The organism is Lysinibacillus sp. FW301-JW8 (assembly GCF_058788755.1).
This window is the reverse complement of record NZ_JBYTBB010000101.1, coordinates 1-14,150: the sequence shown is the minus strand read 5'-3', so window position 1 is coordinate 14,150 and position 14,150 is coordinate 1. Positions and strand designations below refer to the sequence as shown.

Genomic DNA, 14,150 nt, shown 5'->3' with positions numbered 1-14,150 from the left:
TTTAAAGTTCTACACTATTGCTGATTGGAGTGCAAGGCTACTCGACTCCCGTGGGATAGCGAGACAGACGAGACCCTACACGGAGCGTCAGCGCAGGAAGCGGCTCGTCGCTCGCCCACTGGAAAGCGAGTAGCCTGGAACGGAAATCATCTTCATTTTGACTAAATATTCACAAAGGTATCCTTGACCATTTTGATTTTCAACACTATGAGACTATATTTCTATAGTCTAAAAACTAAAAGATAAGGTTTCTTAATTAACCGTTTTTACACTTTGTCGATATATAAAAACACTGCTAATTATTCCAAGTCCACCGACTAACAGAATCCACGTGTTGTAGAAAACAAGTCCATATATCAGAATGACGCAACCAATAATACCACTTGAAAAGGCACTGGACACCATGGATTTTTTGGTTGGTTTAGGGAATTGAATAGAGATTCCCAGATTTTTATTCCCCCATTTACAAGCAACATCCATAATAGTATACATTTTGTCTAACATCATTTTACCCCTCTTTCATCCAAATTTTAAAATACGATGTAAGAAAAAAAAGCATTAGATAGAGCACCCAAAAAAGCTAACATTGAAATTGATAAACAAATCAATCCGACAACCTTTTTCGTCTTCTGTTCTCTATTCTTTTGGGATATTAAAATTACCCCTGAGATTAGTAGCACGATTGCTGCAATGATATTTATCACGATAAAGAAAGATGCTGTTTCTTTAAGAAAGTCTATAATACTCCAAAATAAAGTCATCGTTCATATCCTCTTATTTTATATTTGAAATAGCGTATCTACTCAAAGATACTTTCTACCAACTGCTTAGTCATAAATTGAAATGCGGCTAAATGATCGCAGTTTTTTGAAATTCCTTCTTTACTTGCAATACTAGAAAGAAGTACGGTGAAGGTCGAAAATGCTAAATTTTCAGATACCTTTAATGTAAGATTCGCTTGTTTAATAGCCGCACGAAAAAGATCAGAACTATCAAACATTAGTTTTTCCTTCATTTCCTCTGATAGTTTACTGTAAAATGATGTGAAATCTGCCGTTTTTACATCATAAAGAAATGGTTTACTTTCATATTCATCGTAAAGCTGGATTATCGCTGTTTCAAAACCAAATTTTTCAGGACATTGTTTTATTTGCTCCATAAAATTCCCATAAATAGCATCTTGAACGTCATTCAAAACTTCAAAAAAAAGCTCTTCCTTACTTGAATAAAAATTATAAAAAGTACCCGTAGATATTTCTGTTTTTTTACATAATGCACCAATACTCGTTTCTTTATAACCCACAGAAATCCAAAATGCCATACACTCATCTTTCAATTTACTTTTAATTTGAATTTTATCTTCTTCTGAAAAAACCTTTTTCCCCCTTGCCATAGATGAACACCCCCCTTTTATGAATATATCACACGAATATTCATGTAATATATTCATATAATATCATTAAAATTGATTATAAACAAGAGATTAAAAATATGTAATTCCAGAAAAACGCTGGCAATAGGTTCGACTATCCCCTTTTGTTACAGTTTTAAAGATTTCTTATTTGACTGACGATGCAGCATTCCAGTAACCAATGCAGCATCATCGAATATGTAAAAGAATAGACTTAATGGAATAGATGAGTTTAGTGGAATAAGGTTAATTGAAAAAATGAAACAAACTTAAAGCTATACACTGTGTGACAATTACATCAAGTTGTTGATCGTAATAAAAATCCATTTTCTCAGAAATTTCCTCAAAAATTTAAGCATATTCATAAATAATGAAAGGGTTTTTAAAATTGATCTTAATGATGCTTTTTCTTTAGGGAGGGGAAAAATGACTCAAGCTTTTGAATTTAAATCAAATGGTAAGTTTATTGTAAAAGTAGATGATTATACAGTAAAAATTCAGCCTAAGGGGTTCTCAAATTTTATCAATAAAGGCGGCTCTAAGGGGGAAAAATCCATTCCCATTAAATCTATCACTGCTATTCAATTTAAAGAACCTGGTTTATCTACGGGATATATCCAATTTGCCTATTCTGGATCGAATGAAACAAAAGGCGGTACCACGGCAGCTATCAAAGATGAAAACTCTATAACCTTCTTTAAAAGAGAGCTGAAAAAGGCCAAAGAATTAATTAAGTTAATTGAAATGAAACGACATGAGAGTACGTCTCCCTCTATCACCTCACAAAGTGTCGCTGATGAAATTCTAAAGCTGAAAAAACTAATGGATGCAGGTATATTAACAAAGGAGGAATTTGAAGCGAAGAAAAAACAATTATTAAATATTTAATCATGTAGAAAGCTGTTTATTAATTTTATAAGGCGCTTCACTAAGCAAATGTTGCATTTCATCATAAAAGTAGTGTATACCCCTTCTTCATCGGATAAAAATTTATTAATGATACCTTAAAATACCTGCTTTCAGAATTTTTAATTGGATAAATAACACGCCTCCTTTCTACAACAGGGCATATTATAGATGATAGAAAGGAGGAATTTATTATGGGATATTCAGGAAATGTAGGTAGTTGGAACAATGCCTGCTGTGGGGGCAATACTGGCTCTGGTTATGGCTCTACATTCGTTCTAATTGTAGTGCTATTCATTCTTCTAATTATCGTTGGCGCTAGCTTCCTTTATTAATCACATCAACATTTCCAACTGTTAAATAAAAAAAGGCTTTAGTTTTGTCTACATGGATAAAACTAGAGCCTTTATTCATGAAGTTTTAAGATTTTTCATTGAAATCAGTGAATAATTAGCAATCCTATATGGCACATTACATATAGGAGGTGGAAGAATAATGTCTAGAATTATTGGTGTTGAACAATCATTATCAAACGTGGAGCAAGCTTTAAAGGCAAAAGGATATGAAGTTATTCAACTGCGGAATGAAGAGGACGCTAAAAGATGTGATGCTTGCGTAATCACAGGTCAAGACAAGGATGTTATGGGAATTAGTGATCCAATACTTGCAGGACCAGTCATTGATGCAAATGGTCTTTCTGCAGACGAAATTCTTCAGCGTGTAGAGAAATATTTTCATTAACAACGAATGGAGAGGTGCTATCTTTAGTCATTATGATCTATCGACTAGCACCTTTTACAATTTATTCAAGTCAATTTCTTTTACAAATAATTCATAAAGAAATATACAAAAAATAGAAACCAATCAATAATAAAATTCCTTCCACAATGAGATAGGAAAAAATGTATCTCTTTGTTATAACAAGGAATCTCTCTGTATCCATTGATCCACTCATAACTGTATTTATATATTCCTTTACATCGTCTGTACCCATCTCAACACTATTTAATAATAGTATGGTGCCAATGCAAATTAAAATAACAGTAAACAAGATTTTTTACATTCTTTATCATTTCCTTTTGCCTCATTTGATGCTCCTCCGTATTTACAAATATCACCAAGAGCTTAGAAAGAGAAATCCACTGCAATACACACAAAAAAACCTAGCTTCAAATGCGAAGCCAGGCCTTTTTGTGTGTTGTGTGTTTGTTTATGATTACATAATTAGTATATCAAATCGTTCTAAACAAATTCTAAACAAGATATAAGCTCATCATTTAGTTATTCATATGATTTCCGTGATCCGTCTATTTGTCTTTACAAGTAAAATAATATTCACTTGTTAAATTATTATAAATTTTCAATATGACGCTGCCACCCTTTTCATAGCATCGTGTGCTAGCCATATCAATTTCTTTTGTATTAAAATAATGAGTTACATTTAACAACAAGGACATTCCTAATAAAAGAATCAGCAAAAGCCAAATGACTCCATTTAAATATTTCTTGTTAATCATTTCATCCTCCATGCTTCTTTTATTGTGAAGTAGTTTTTTACATTTCCTGAGGTGGTATAACCCCAGTAATTAATAAGATAAAAAGGACTAAACCCACTAAAAGGAATATAAATGAAGCCCAGAACACTGGACCTACTTTCACAGTAAACCGCTCACTTTGCTGAATAAAACCCGTTTGCCCGCTTACCTGAGCGTTAAAGAACCGAGACATGGCTCCCCCACTGCTTGAAAAGTAGTAAATTCCACCAGTAAATAAGAGTCCTGTAAAAAACATAACCTCAATTAATCGAACAGAGAAAAATGAGGCAATATAATATGTAATAAATACCTCTACTACAAGTGTTATCACCATAATAATTACACTTTTACATTTTATATAAACTCCCCCCTTCAAATACGCTTCCTTATTCTACGAGAATATGTAAATAAAGTTTCGTTTTTATAATTTTTTCAATAAATAATTATCAAAAAACACAAAAAAATTCCAGGTTCCACATTTATGTAATACCTTGTATTTTTATGTTTGTGTAAACTATATGTATGTTTCTAGCGATCTGAGCTATAAGTTAAATTTCTGAAATAAATTTATTCAGTTTCTGTTGATTGATTTGACCTTTAATTGTATATTTTAAAACGCCTTCTGCATTAAAGATAAAAGTTGTCGGGTAATTCATGACTTCAAATGATTTTTGAAGTGCGCCATCTCCATCAAGAAAGATTGGAAAATTCAGTTTGTAATTCTCTAAAAATTTCAGTGCATTATTATAACTATCATTAGCAGTTGCATTAACGGCTAATAGCTCCACATTATCGGATTTTTGGCTATAAAACGCTTTTAAGTCTGGTACTTCATCTTGACAAGGACCGCACCAGGATGCCCAAAAATTAACAATTAAAACTTTACCTTTGTATTTTTCAAATGTTGTTGTCGTTTTATCAAAATTCATTAGTTTTGTATCATACGCAATTTGTTTTGAGCCATTCGCTAATTCGACCATTGAGGGTTTTAGTTCTTCTTTGAAGATTTCATCCTTTAAGGCAACACCTATTAAGAAAACTACTACTACTAGTGATATTACTAAACCTATAAGTTTTTTTCGTTTCATTGTACTTCTCCTTCATTAATTTGATTATACACCCATTTTACAATACTTTTACTTTATATTACCTCATTTAGGTATAAAAGGTTAGATTATACAGCGTGAATTTGTATGTACTTCTTCTTTCATCATCTGTAAAATTAAAATGAGATAACAATTACACCCATTGCGTCCGAATTCTATCGAGCTCACTCAAAAAACTCCTCTTCAAAATCCGTGACATCCGCTGGGGCTGAATAAAGATACAATTTTACAAGGGTAAAAAAGATGGGAAGATATTTTAGTTTGTTTAAAAAACATGGAAAACCCTCTATTTATGGACATATATCTCTAAAATGAGAGGAGGCCATTATACTTCCTCAAAATTTACTTTTATAAATTCTTTCATTAGTTGTGTTGGCGGTATGTTATGTATTTTCATCTTACTATCATTAACTAACTTTATGAACATACCTTGGCTTATGGCATCTTTTGGCGTAAGCATAGTCCTAGTTTTTAGAGTATGGTATACCCCAATTTCACAGCTAAGAAAAGTTATATTTGGGCATCTTCTTATAGATTTAACAAATTTGTCTTTTTTTCATTATTTGGCTCAAATCCTTATGCGATAAGTTTTGGCGTTGGTTTAGGGATATTTTTAATGGCAATTACAGGATTCTTCCATCCACCAGCAGCATCAAATCCAGTAATTATTATGTTAGGGGGGCTATAGCTGGAGCTATTTGTTTATGCCAGTGTTGATTGGAGCACTGATAATCGTCTTTATAGGATTAATATTCAACAATTTAATTAAAACTAGAAAATATCCATTATTTTGGTGATAAACAATTTGCCATGCTGTCCTTATAAGAAAGAATCATAAAATTTTGTGTGGAATTATCATTCATTCAGAAAATATATTGCCTTCCTTTTCTTTTATCTATCAGCACAAAATCCCACAGATAAGCAAATCGATTCGCTTTTCTGTGGGATTTTATGTTAAAAATAGACAAATTGATATACCTAAATTTGGATAAAAAATTTGTAGGTTAGTCATTATTCACTTTGCTTATGTCGTAGGTAAAATAGTAAAGCGATAGCCCTCTGCTTCAATTGCTGTAATAACAACGTTTGGAGGAATATTTTCAAAACGAATTATGATGCCACTTCCATCATCGGCTGTCGCTACAGTACCACTAAGCTTTTGCCCACCTTGTAATATCAATGTTAGTTCTGTACCAATAGTGAGCTGGGCACTATCTGCAGTAGTTGTCAGTAGTAGACCATCATTCGTCCATTGCATGTCTGTAATCGTTATGTCTCGGACAATTGTTAGCTGTGCTGTAATTGCTGGAATAAACTGAACCATTGTCATTGTGCTTGGGTTTAAACATTCAATCGCCTCATGTAATGTGACCGTTACTTGATTGCCCTCAAGTCGAATTTGCTCTTGCTGTAATTCTACTTGCGTTTCTTCTAGAATTTCAGCTATTTTAGCGAATATTTGCCCTTCATTTGCTATAACAAGTTGCTGATTTGCTAATTTTTGTTGTGCTCCTACGATTTCCTTCAAGCCATTTCGCGGTTTGATGTTTCCTGTTAAACCATTAAGTTTAGTGATCATTGGTTCAACTATCAGCGATTGACTATTGGCTAGCTGCTCAGCTTCCACCACTTGTGCCTGTAACGCTACTACAATCATTTCCGGAAGCCATTGCTTTTCTTTTGGAATATTTGGAACATCTTGACCATCTGCTGAAAGTATAAGTACTCCATTTTGTTTAAGTTGCTCAATCCATTGCAATTTCTCTTTTGCTAGACGAATACTTGTATGCAGTGCCTCTATATGTGTCGGTGCTTGCGAACTGCTGTTACCATACTCTACTATCTCTCTTGTTGGTGCGATCAATCGATTCATGATATCATTCATATTTCCACTTAAACGTACATCGGAACGCGATAATATGCCATGTTCTCTTGGGTTAACAAACACTAATTGTCCTGCCAAAAAATCGCCTGTAAAAGAAATTTGCTTTTGATTCTTCTTAAAACCCGTAAAACTTTCATTTTGACGTGGGGCTACTATAACCACAATTTCAGCTAATTGCTCTTTCGTTATTTGAGTTGGAGGTGTTGGTAACTCACCACCTACTATTACTAATTCTTCCTTTTTTGCTACTTCAACAAAACCAGCAGTCCAACCACCTACAGGCGCATCTACAAAGAATGATAAACCTGCATCATCTTTAGGTGACCATGCGAATATGGTTGCAAGCTCCTGTCTTGTTATTGAAGCTGCAGGGGTAAACTGATTATCGTACGCCCACATATCTAAGCCTGCTAGTTGTGCTAATTTAGTTGTTACATCATCTTGTGGGTTATTTGGCAACACATACAAGTTCGTTGCAGAAGAGCCTACACTGGATATTTCGAACACTGTATCTACTGTATTGGCAAGTTTAACCTTTGTTAAGGAAGCCGTCACAGTTGACTGTTGATCATATATAATGGTGAAATTTTCTGCCCTTAGCTTGCTCATTGCCAAGTTTGTTGATGCTTTTGGTGTAACGACGATATTTTGAGTGACTGTTATATTTTTAAGTTCCACAAAATCTGCATTAACAAATAAATTCCCTGCAAATGTACTGTTCGCACCATCAAATACAACATTTTTTCCCTTAGCACCTGATGCATTTAATGCAATAGCTAAAACATCAACAATTTGATTATCTATTATCACTACCTGTATACGTGCCCCTGCTAAGGCTTGCGCATTTTGCTCGTTTAGCAATGTTTGTACGTTTTTCGCCACTGTCCATTCTCGTTCTGCTGCTGTTAATTTCCCTTGTTGAATGGCTTCAATCGTTAATTTTGCCTCCATAATTTCAACCATATTCCGTTGCTCTGCCCGAATAATAAATGATGCCAACTGCCCTCTCGTCACAAATTTTTCTCCACTAAATGTAGTTGCTGTTGTACCAGTTGTAATATGGTTTACAAATAATGTTTCTACTGATTGTTGATTTTCTGTCGCTACATCAGTAAATGTGTTTGTGATTGTATCAGAAGTAGGTAACTGTAAAGCCTTCGTAATCATCGTTGCCATTTGATAGCGCGTCACAGGTGTATTCATCTTGAACGACTTCTCCAAAATCCCCTTTTGCTTTAAAGTAGCTACTATTTCTTGTTCACTACCCTTTAAACCAATTACCCCTGCCACCATTTTTGCTGCTTGGCTTTGTGTGACTACCTCATTTGGCTTAAATGTTCCATCAGGATAACCGTGAATAATCCCACGCTGTGAAAGTTCCATAATCGCCCCATAATGACTATTCCCTTCCTTCACATCTGAAAACTTTAAGGAATCTGCCTCAACTACTGACACTGCCCCCATCGTAGCAATCGTTGTGACCATACCTGCCATAAATAACTTATTCTTCATTCCATTACTCCTCCTTTCCTTTAATTCTAACAATCTATAAAAGGGGTTTTCTTAATGAAATCTTAATGGATTATAAAGTTCCTATATGACTGGATTTTTTTCTTCTATAATTTATAGTAGATTTAATACTATTTTTGGAGAGTGGTGACTGACGATGAATCGAATTCTAATTGTTGATGATGAAAGTAGTATTCGCCAATTAATCCGACTTCACTTAGAAAATGCACATCTAAACGTGATGGAGGCTGCATCAGGACAAGATGCCATAGGACAATTGCAGCAAAAGCCATTTGACATGATTATCCTGGATTTGATGATGGCAAATGGAGATGGATTTGAGGTACTACACTATTTAAAAGAAAATCATTTACAGCCGCTTGTTATTGTGCTAAGTGCTAGAAGAGAGGTTGAGGAAAAAATTACGGTACTTGGATTAGGCGCAGACGATTATGTGACAAAGCCATTTAGTCCGATTGAGCTTGTTGCACGTGTACAGGCCCAATTAAGGCGACATTCCATCAAACATCACTCCGATCGTATACGTTTAAACAAGTTAGTGCTTGAAATGGACAAATCAATGCTACATTATGATGGACAAAAACAAAGGTTAACAACTGTAGAATGTCAGCTATTGCACTTATTAATGCGAAATGTTGATCGTGTACTAACGAAAAGGGAAATCTATCAACATATTTGGCAGCATGAACATTATGATGATAACAATTTAAGCGTTTTTATCAGTCGTCTTCGTAAAATACTTGAACAAATGACGGGTCACCATTCGATTCGTAGCATTCGTGGTATTGGTTATCAGTTTTCAGGTGATGAATTTTGAAAAATCGGACAAAACTTTGGCTTCTTATGATTATCAGTATCTTTGGCAGCATTATTATTTTTATTGCAATGAGCTTGGCAGTAGGAAGTATTTTGGATAAGGGCTATAATTTAAACAAATTAAATACACTAGCTGAAGATATTATCGCATCAATTCGCCAAAAAGGGACAGGAAGAGAGCAGGAAATAAAACCAATTTTGGATTCCGTTCATACGGAACATACAGCGATTCACTTTGCATGGATTCAAGCTGATGGTACAAAGATTTATGATACTTCTGGTGATTTAGAGGATTATGATTTCTCGAAAATAGCAGACCGTTTTCTAAATATGCCAAGCAATCTTTGGGCTAAAGATGAAAATATCAGTTTTATTTATAGCATCACGCTAGACAAGCAAAGCTACTATCTATTAATGAGCCTGCCTAGCGAGGCAATGAAACAGGGGCAAATTTATTTCTTTATACGCACATCAAAGGTACTTGTTACATTACTCCTTCCTATACTCGCAGCTTTTATGGTGCCCTATTTACTAGCCATTTGTTTTTTTTCTTGGATGAATCGACGTATTAGTAAGCTAAATAATGCTCTCTCCCAAGTCAATCTTCAAAGTAATAGTATTGTACTAGAGGATGAGACAAAGGATGAAATAGGGCAACTTACACAGCATTATAATTCGATGGTCCAACGTATTCAAAGTCAGGTTGTTGAAATTGAACAATTCGAAAATAGACGAAAGCAATTATTGTCTAATCTCTCTCATGATTTACGGACACCATTGACGATGATTCTAGGTTATGCTGAAACGATTCGCAGCGGAATATATAAGGATGAACGAGAGCTCCAAGCCAGTGCTAAAATAATTTTGCAGCGATCTCGCTATATGGACCGCTTACTCGACCAATTACTAGATGTCACCAAACAAAACACTAATGCATTGACATTGCAACTGGCACCACATAATTTATCTGAAATATTACGGAAGATTATAGCCGATTATTTATTATTGTTAGATGGTCAAGATTACCATGTGGATATTGATATTGCGGATGCTGATATTGTGATGCAGATGGATGCCGCATTGATTGAGCGGGCTATTCGCAACTTAATTGACAATGCCATTCGCTACGGCAAAGAGGGTCACTATCTTGGTGTAGCACTTGTAGAACATCAAAATGAGGTATGGGTTACCATAAAAGATAAAGGACAAGGAATTGCACTTGAAGAACAGCAGCGAGTCTTTGAACGATTTTATCGTAGCGATCAAGGAAGACAAGGTGAAGGACTTGGGATTGGGCTGTCGATTGTCGAAGAAATTGTGGCATTACATCAAGGTAACATACGATTGACCAGTACTCCCTATGAGGAAACGATATTTCAAATACAGCTTACCAAAAGAAACTGCTCGCCATAAACATTGTCGAGCAGCATTGCTGTATAGGATTTGTATGAACTATTTCTATTAGTGATTTTGGTCTTTTAAACAACCTTGAGTACACCGTATCAGACTTTTTTAAACTCTTTATAATAGCACCACAGGACAATTACTGACAATTTGTAGTTGTCATTTTATTTGCATCTTCATTACTGTGATACCTTCCCCTTTTTACTGAAACCGCTCCAAGAAATTCGAAATTTTTACTTCTTTCCATTCTCTTTACTTTTAACTGATATTAGAAAAATTTAGGTCTATAAATGATTGACTTATCATTTATCCAATGCTATATTTACTAACGCAGTAATTTACTAAATTACTAAATATAAATGAATAAGGAGTTTTAATATATGAAAATACCTACACATTTAAAACATAAACCTGTAATTGTTGCAGAAAACTATGCCAATATTGATGGACGTACTGCCTATCATACTGATGCACAGGGTCTTTCACTTGGCTTAGCTCAATGGAATGACCGAGGGAAGGTTGATATTTCTGCCAAGGTATGGCGTCATACAGGTGGTAAATGGTCTCGTCAATCAGAGGAACTTCCTCTTCATCGTGTACTTGATCTCGCTATTTTAGTATGCGAAGCTCAGCTTTATTTTAAGGATGCTTACCGCTATGAAAATTTATATGATGAAAACAACCCAGTACTAAAACGTGTTGGCTTACAGGGTGATGCCATGACAGTGGAAATTTGCACAGAGAACGAACAAATTAATGAGGATATTCAGCTCTTTCAACAAGCATTGGGTGATAATGGTGAGCTTATTGGAGAACGTTTGCGCACATTATCACGTATTTTAAAGGATATGGGCTATTAATGTCATGACTTAAGGAGATAACATAATGAATGAACAACTACTACAAGATGATAAAAAACTTCAAAAATCTTTTTTCAACTTTTTAATTCCTGTTATGCTAGCGAATGTCTTGCAATCATTAGGACAGGTATTTGCGATGTTTATAGTGGGACGAAATTTAGGTGTCGATGCGCTTGCAGCTATTTCTGCATTTTTTCCATTTTTCTTCTTTTTAATGGCATTTGCGATTGGCATTGGCTCAGGAAGTTCCATTTTAGTAGGGCAAACTTACGGAGCTGGCAATCATGAGAAAATGAAGGAGGTTGTCGGGGTGACCCTCGCCTTCACATCAATATTATCAATTATTGTTGCCATTTTCGGAGGCTTTTTCATTGAGTGGATTTTACGCTTTATGCAAACACCCGCAAATATTTTAGAGCCGAGTATTAGCTATGCCCAAATATTATTTTTCACACTTCCAATTATGTTTTGGTATTTTGTGTATACAACCTTTATGCGAGGTGTTGGCGATTCAAAAACACCCTTTTTATTTTTAGTAATCAGTGTAGTTTTAAATATTGCCTTTCTTCCACCATTAGTATTTGGTTGGTTTGGACTGCCTAAATTTGGCTTAAACGGTGCTGCCTATGCCTCTGTTTTATCCAATCTTGTAACGATGCTATTATTACTAGGATACCTGCACAAAACAAAGCATTTGCTGCGTTTAGACAAATCGATTTTAAAGCACTTCAAATTAAAGAAAGATATTTTAGCTTCCTTATTAAAACTAGCAATTCCATCAAGTATTAGCATGGTGGCAATCTCTGTTGCGGAAATTGCCGTTATTGGCTTCGTTAATGTCTATGGCTCAGATGCTACTGCTGCCTATGGTGTAGTCAATCAAGTAGCGAGCTATGCACAAGTACCAGCTATGAGTATAGCGATTGCAACTTCTGTATTTGTTGCACAGGCTCTAGGGGCAAACTCTACAGAAATGATCAAAAAAATCCGACTCTTAGGTGTCCGTATTAACTATATTTTAGGTGGAGCCATTATTTTAATCATGTATTTATTTGCGGAGCCTATCCTATCTTTATTTATAGATTCACATAATACAGTGCTAATTGCTAAGGACTATTTATATATCACATTTTGGAGCTACTTAATTTTTGGACATACACAAACAGTTTCAGCTACGATGAGGGCTACAGGAGTAGTCTTATGGCCAACTATTTTCTTAGTCATTGCCATTTGGGCAGTTGAGGTGCCATTAGCGTTTGTTTTATCACACCATACTTCATTCGAGCTAAATGGTGTTTGGTTAGCCTACCCTGTTACCTTCTGCGTGCATTTTGTGTTACAGTATGCATACTTCAAGCTAGGCTGGCAAAAACGAACTTTAAAAGCAATGCTAAACGATTAATCCAAGTTTTATCTTTAGCTTCATCAAGGAAAATCAAACAAACCAGGACTCCCTATGAGTTTCTGGTTTGTTTTATTCTATATTAACAAATGAATTTCCACACCAAATTTGACAAGGTCTATTCTTCCCAGAACAATTCATCTAAGGTTTTATTTAATGCTTTACATATGGCCAAACATAAATTTAATGTCGGATTATATTTACCTAATTCAATTAAACCAATTGTTTGTCGAGTAACCCCTACTTTTTCAGCCAGCTCTCCCTGTGAAAGATCATGCTCTATTCGAGCCATTTTCAAACGTATGTTTTTCACACTTTTCACCACTTGCTATCTTTCTCTTCTAAAATATGCTGCACGACTTTATCACTTTTCTTTTTAGCAGCTACATACATCAACATTAAAAACCCTGCAAAAAATAGTGCATACATGAACAATGAAATAAAGAATACAAGAAAGAAAAAATAGATGGCTTCTTGAGTGCTATCTGCATAGTTAAATGCACTGTTAATACCTAAAATAATGGCAAAAAACATGCCTATCGCAACACCAAGAATTATATATTTAGTACTTAGTTTAACTTTATGCATACTATTGTGTAGCTCTACTTCATCAGTAAAAATGCCAAGAAAAGCAGATCTTATAAAATAATAAATAGATGTGATTAAAATAATGAGCCACTCTGTTGTTACATTTTGTAAGGACATATCCATTGTCGTAAATTTATATAAGATAGATAGTATACAGGCTATAATAACAATCACATAGATCTCTTTATATATCTTGTTTTGCAGGTTTTTCACACGTTCATCTAAATGTTTCGTATTCCAAATCATATTCATTTCCCTCCTCTATTTTATAACTCTATTATACACAATACCTGTCATTGTGCAATATATACATTTCTTTATGATTATTATAATTAACATTTAAGTTAGTTGTTATTTAAATCATCTAGTTTATGATTTGGTATTCCTGTAGCAAACTTTCAATACCTTACACAATTACTTCAAAAGAAGAAAGCAAAAAAACAGATAACTAATAACAAAGGCACTGAAAAAGTCGATTTGCCACAAAAAATGTGATGCAAATCGACTTCAAATCTAACAAAAGTCAAATTTCTAATATAAAAAAGTGAATTTTTTAGTTTTTCAGTGCCCTCAATTATGTTATATGTCTTTACTACAGCCTCGAGAAAAAATTAAAAGTAGAAATTATTCTACTCATGTTGTTGAAATACTATTATGTCAATGACATCAAGGTGACAAATTAAAAAGTATAGCCCTTTTTCAAAACG

Annotated in this window: 15 protein-coding genes and 2 pseudogenes; 9 read left to right on the top strand and 8 right to left on the bottom strand. The window is 34.4% G+C overall.

What is annotated here, in order from left to right; all coding sequences use genetic code 11:
• Window positions 1-252 precede the first annotated feature (252 nt).
• Both AC3WOM_RS25265 and AC3WOM_RS25260 read right to left on the bottom strand, forming a co-directional pair.
• Window positions 253-507, bottom strand: coding sequence for a hypothetical protein (locus AC3WOM_RS25265; RefSeq protein ID WP_427547170.1), 255 nt, complete (start codon window positions 505-507; stop codon window positions 253-255).
• Window positions 508-799: 292 nt separating this feature from the next.
• Entirely contained in the window at window positions 800-1,393 is a 594-nt protein-coding gene (locus tag AC3WOM_RS25260) for a TetR/AcrR family transcriptional regulator (RefSeq protein WP_492448839.1), read from the bottom strand.
• A 444-nt stretch (window positions 1,394-1,837) separates the two neighbouring features.
• On the opposite strand from AC3WOM_RS25260, the gene AC3WOM_RS25255 reads away from it, so the two are divergent.
• From AC3WOM_RS25255 to AC3WOM_RS25245, 3 genes are all read left to right on the top strand, one after another.
• On the top strand, window positions 1,838-2,299 hold the full coding sequence (locus AC3WOM_RS25255) for a DUF4429 domain-containing protein (protein ID WP_492448838.1): 462 nt from the start codon (window positions 1,838-1,840) through the stop codon (window positions 2,297-2,299).
• 212 nt (window positions 2,300-2,511) lie between these two features.
• Window positions 2,512-2,652, top strand: a complete 141-nt coding sequence (locus tag AC3WOM_RS25250; RefSeq protein ID WP_286926694.1) for a YjcZ family sporulation protein — start codon at window positions 2,512-2,514, stop codon at window positions 2,650-2,652.
• Window positions 2,653-2,812: 160 nt separating this feature from the next.
• On the top strand, window positions 2,813-3,058 hold the full coding sequence (locus AC3WOM_RS25245; protein ID WP_427547160.1) for a YkuS family protein: 246 nt from the start codon (window positions 2,813-2,815) through the stop codon (window positions 3,056-3,058).
• 566 nt (window positions 3,059-3,624) lie between these two features.
• On the opposite strand, the gene AC3WOM_RS25240 is transcribed toward AC3WOM_RS25245, so the two are convergent.
• The 3 genes from AC3WOM_RS25240 to AC3WOM_RS25230 form a co-directional block, all read right to left on the bottom strand.
• The gene (locus AC3WOM_RS25240) at window positions 3,625-3,834 is read right to left on the bottom strand and encodes a hypothetical protein (RefSeq protein ID WP_492448837.1); all 210 of its coding nucleotides are present in this window, start codon (window positions 3,832-3,834) and stop codon (window positions 3,625-3,627) included.
• A gap of 37 nt (window positions 3,835-3,871) precedes the next feature.
• A complete protein-coding gene (locus AC3WOM_RS25235) occupies window positions 3,872-4,186 on the bottom strand; it encodes a hypothetical protein (protein ID WP_427547158.1) in 315 nt (104 codons plus the stop codon).
• Window positions 4,187-4,400: 214 nt separating this feature from the next.
• Complete coding sequence (locus AC3WOM_RS25230) at window positions 4,401-4,940, bottom strand: TlpA family protein disulfide reductase (RefSeq protein ID WP_427547155.1); 540 nt, start codon at window positions 4,938-4,940, stop codon at window positions 4,401-4,403.
• 329 nt (window positions 4,941-5,269) lie between these two features.
• On the opposite strand from AC3WOM_RS25230, the pseudogene AC3WOM_RS25225 reads away from it, so the two are divergent.
• Together AC3WOM_RS25225 and AC3WOM_RS25220 are read left to right on the top strand one after the other, a co-directional pair.
• A pseudogene (locus AC3WOM_RS25225) lies at window positions 5,270-5,646 on the top strand (HPP family protein).
• Between the two features lie 7 nt (window positions 5,647-5,653).
• A pseudogene (locus AC3WOM_RS25220) lies at window positions 5,654-5,755 on the top strand (HPP family protein); the annotation flags it as partial.
• A 227-nt stretch (window positions 5,756-5,982) separates the two neighbouring features.
• Here the strand turns inward: AC3WOM_RS25220 and AC3WOM_RS25215 are convergent.
• Window positions 5,983-8,355, bottom strand: a complete 2,373-nt coding sequence (locus AC3WOM_RS25215; protein ID WP_492448836.1) for an S-layer homology domain-containing protein — start codon at window positions 8,353-8,355, stop codon at window positions 5,983-5,985.
• Between the two features lie 154 nt (window positions 8,356-8,509).
• Between AC3WOM_RS25215 and AC3WOM_RS25210 the strand changes: the two genes are divergently transcribed.
• The 4 genes from AC3WOM_RS25210 (at window position 8,510) to AC3WOM_RS25195 (ending at window position 12,855) form a co-directional block, all read left to right on the top strand.
• Window positions 8,510-9,190 carry a response regulator transcription factor gene (locus AC3WOM_RS25210; protein WP_492448835.1) on the top strand — a complete coding sequence of 227 codons (681 nt, stop codon included), beginning with the start codon at window positions 8,510-8,512 and terminating at the stop codon, window positions 9,188-9,190.
• A complete protein-coding gene (locus AC3WOM_RS25205) occupies window positions 9,187-10,602 on the top strand; it encodes a HAMP domain-containing sensor histidine kinase (RefSeq protein ID WP_492448834.1) in 1,416 nt (471 codons plus the stop codon). The genes AC3WOM_RS25210 and AC3WOM_RS25205 overlap by 4 nt, the downstream gene beginning before the upstream one ends.
• Window positions 10,603-10,973: 371 nt before the next feature.
• Window positions 10,974-11,453: a DUF6530 family protein gene (locus tag AC3WOM_RS25200; protein ID WP_492448833.1), complete on the top strand. Its 480-nt coding sequence runs from the start codon at window positions 10,974-10,976 to the stop codon at window positions 11,451-11,453.
• A 25-nt stretch (window positions 11,454-11,478) separates the two neighbouring features.
• Window positions 11,479-12,855: an MATE family efflux transporter gene (locus AC3WOM_RS25195; RefSeq protein ID WP_492448832.1), complete on the top strand. Its 1,377-nt coding sequence runs from the start codon at window positions 11,479-11,481 to the stop codon at window positions 12,853-12,855.
• A 118-nt stretch (window positions 12,856-12,973) separates the two neighbouring features.
• On the opposite strand, the gene AC3WOM_RS25190 is transcribed toward AC3WOM_RS25195, so the two are convergent.
• Window positions 12,974-13,168 (bottom strand): helix-turn-helix transcriptional regulator, encoded by a 195-nt coding sequence (locus AC3WOM_RS25190; protein WP_492448831.1) that lies wholly within the window; start codon window positions 13,166-13,168, stop codon window positions 12,974-12,976.
• Between the two features lie 5 nt (window positions 13,169-13,173).
• On the bottom strand, window positions 13,174-13,689 hold the full coding sequence (locus AC3WOM_RS25185) for a DUF6773 family protein (RefSeq protein ID WP_492448830.1): 516 nt from the start codon (window positions 13,687-13,689) through the stop codon (window positions 13,174-13,176).
• Window positions 13,690-14,150: the final 461 nt, after the last annotated feature.

What these genes read in the sequence shown, in the direction of transcription:
- AC3WOM_RS25245 (WP_427547160.1), top strand. Translation starts at nt 2,813, where the DNA reads ATGTCTAGAATTATTGGTGTTGAACAATCATTATCAAACGTGGAGCAA.
- AC3WOM_RS25235 (WP_427547158.1), bottom strand. Translation starts at nt 4,186, where the DNA reads ATGGTGATAACACTTGTAGTAGAGGTATTTATTACATATTATATTGCC.
- AC3WOM_RS25265 (WP_427547170.1), bottom strand. Translation starts at nt 507, where the DNA reads ATGATGTTAGACAAAATGTATACTATTATGGATGTTGCTTGTAAATGG.
- AC3WOM_RS25255 (WP_492448838.1), top strand. Translation starts at nt 1,838, where the DNA reads ATGACTCAAGCTTTTGAATTTAAATCAAATGGTAAGTTTATTGTAAAA.
- AC3WOM_RS25215 (WP_492448836.1), bottom strand. Translation starts at nt 8,355, where the DNA reads ATGAAGAATAAGTTATTTATGGCAGGTATGGTCACAACGATTGCTACG.
- AC3WOM_RS25200 (WP_492448833.1), top strand. Translation starts at nt 10,974, where the DNA reads ATGAAAATACCTACACATTTAAAACATAAACCTGTAATTGTTGCAGAA.
- AC3WOM_RS25260 (WP_492448839.1), bottom strand. Translation starts at nt 1,393, where the DNA reads ATGGCAAGGGGGAAAAAGGTTTTTTCAGAAGAAGATAAAATTCAAATT.
- AC3WOM_RS25185 (WP_492448830.1), bottom strand. Translation starts at nt 13,689, where the DNA reads ATGATTTGGAATACGAAACATTTAGATGAACGTGTGAAAAACCTGCAA.
- AC3WOM_RS25240 (WP_492448837.1), bottom strand. Translation starts at nt 3,834, where the DNA reads ATGATTAACAAGAAATATTTAAATGGAGTCATTTGGCTTTTGCTGATT.
- AC3WOM_RS25210 (WP_492448835.1), top strand. Translation starts at nt 8,510, where the DNA reads ATGAATCGAATTCTAATTGTTGATGATGAAAGTAGTATTCGCCAATTA.
- AC3WOM_RS25230 (WP_427547155.1), bottom strand. Translation starts at nt 4,940, where the DNA reads ATGAAACGAAAAAAACTTATAGGTTTAGTAATATCACTAGTAGTAGTA.
- AC3WOM_RS25195 (WP_492448832.1), top strand. Translation starts at nt 11,479, where the DNA reads ATGAATGAACAACTACTACAAGATGATAAAAAACTTCAAAAATCTTTT.
- AC3WOM_RS25250 (WP_286926694.1), top strand. Translation starts at nt 2,512, where the DNA reads ATGGGATATTCAGGAAATGTAGGTAGTTGGAACAATGCCTGCTGTGGG.